The sequence below is a fragment of the Flavobacterium sp. P3_A6 genome (genome assembly GCF_056403035.1).
The window spans coordinates 1-2,106 of record NZ_JBFUGG010000049.1 but is presented as its reverse complement, the minus strand read 5'-3'; the positions used below and the strand labels follow the sequence as shown (position 1 = coordinate 2,106).

The following is a 2,106-nucleotide window of genomic DNA, read 5'->3' as shown; positions in this document are numbered from 1 at the left end:
TGTGCAGGAGCTAGAACTGGTGAAGTAACTACCGTGTAATTACCCGTTGAGCTGAAGCCTGTTACTGTAAACGATGCCGAACCATTGTTATCCGTACCGTTTGATCCATTACAGGAAACATTAGATGCAACTGATCCAACTATGGCAATTGGAGTCACCGCTTTCACTGTGTATAATTCCTGGTACGTACAGCCGTTGGCATCCGCTACCTCAAACGTGTAATCCCCAGGGTTTAAGCCCGTGAAACTAGCAGGGCTTGCAAAGCCAGCGGTAGTCACAGGACCCCATAATCCTACAGCTGTTCCTGAATTGGTTGAAACAATTCTAAATGTCAGTGCTCCTACTCCATTGGCAGCAGTAACTGTTACTGCTGCTGTTGGTGCTGGGCAAGTTGGTGCTGTTGTAAGGGCAATATCCAGATCTGTCGGTTTGTTCAGCGGGTTCACAACTATAGGCTGTGGCACTGTGGTACATCCGTTAGCATCTTTTACTGCATACATGATCGTTTGGATGCTTCCATTGTCATTTACCGTAAACGTATTGGATACGTCATAAGTCGATCCATTGTCAAAACTGTAATAGTATCCTGTTCCTGTTCCTGTCTGTGTACCGTCATGACCGACTGCAGTTATAACTGTGGTAATGCTACAAGTCGTGTTTGCTGAGGCTGAAGCCGTAGCTGTCAATACAACCGGTTCTGTAATAACAACAGCTGCTGCTGGTGCCGATGTACAGCCCTTAGCGTCGGTTACTGTTATTGTATAGGAACCAGCTTTTAATCCTGTATAGATACCGTTTGCGTCTCCTGTATGGTTAGCTGGTGCTGCTCCTGCCAATGCAAATGCATATGGTGCTGTTCCAGTAGCCGGCGTTACCGTAATGCTTCCGTCACTGCCTAGCGTACAGCTTACATTAATCTGTGCCGAAGTGAATGTTGGCTGTGCCAATGACGGATCTGTTACATCAACTGTATTGGTAGTTACTGAACATGAAGCCCCGTTAGCATCTGTAATTACAAAATGATACGTGCCAGCTGTTCCAACTGATGCCGTAAAGCTTGTGCCTGTAACCGGAGTTGATACTCCCACTGCCGATGCTCCTTTGTACATCTGGTAAGAATATGGTGCAACGCCGTCTGTTATAACAACATCAATTGTTGCGTTAACCGGTGCGGTACAATATAGATCTTTTGTCAATGAAGCCACTGCCAATAACTGTTTCTCAATGATATAATTTACAAATGCCTCACAGCCGTTTGCGTCTTTAACTCCCAATACATAAGTGCCTGGTCCGTTAAATACCGCTGTAGACCCTGCAAGGGCAAAGCCGTTTACTGTGTATGATTTAACAGCGCTGTAAGTAGTGGTTAATAAACTTAAATCGGCTGTCAATGCAGTTCCTGTAAAACATTGTGGCGCTGGTGCGGTAATCGCTGGCGCAACGTCTTGAGTTATTGTTATTGTTTTCTTAGCAACGCAGCCGTTTGCGTCTTTAACATAAACATCAACATCCCATGTTTTATTAACTCCGACCATTACACTATTGGTTAAAGCTGCAGTATCTATAGTAAGCACTTTGTTGCTTACATAAGCTCCTGGGCCTGGAGCCGGAGTTCCAGACTGCACAGCGGCATAGGTGTAAACTCCTGTTCCGCCAGCTTCACTGCTTACCGTAATTTGTGAAACATCCTGTGAACAGTATACATTAGAACCTGCCGCATTGAATGTAATGACAGCCGGCGCTGCTAATGTTACTGAATCGCTTTGGGAACAAAGCGTCGTGTTGTCTTTTACTGTTACCGTATACATTCCTGCTGTAAGGCCTGTTAAGGTTATTACATCGCCTGAATTAGTGATTTGTGCAGGAGCTAGAACTGGTGAAGTAACTACCGTGTAATTACCCGTTGAGCTGAAGCCTGTTACTGTAAACGATGCCGAACCATTGTTATCCGTACCGTTTGATCCATTACAGGAAACATTAGATGCAACTGATCCAACTATGGCAATTGGAGTCACCGCTTTCACTGTGTATAATTCCTGGTACGTACAGCCGTTGGCATCCGCTACCTCAAACGTGTAATCCCCAGGGTTTAAGCCCCGTGAAACT

1 protein-coding gene is annotated in these 2,106 nt (G+C 45.3%); it reads right to left on the bottom strand.

Annotated features, from left to right (window positions below):
* Positions 1 to 2,106, bottom strand: a 2,106-nt coding sequence (locus AC1DVP_RS21215; RefSeq protein ID WP_477185459.1) for a hypothetical protein, incomplete at both ends; no start/stop codon positions are given.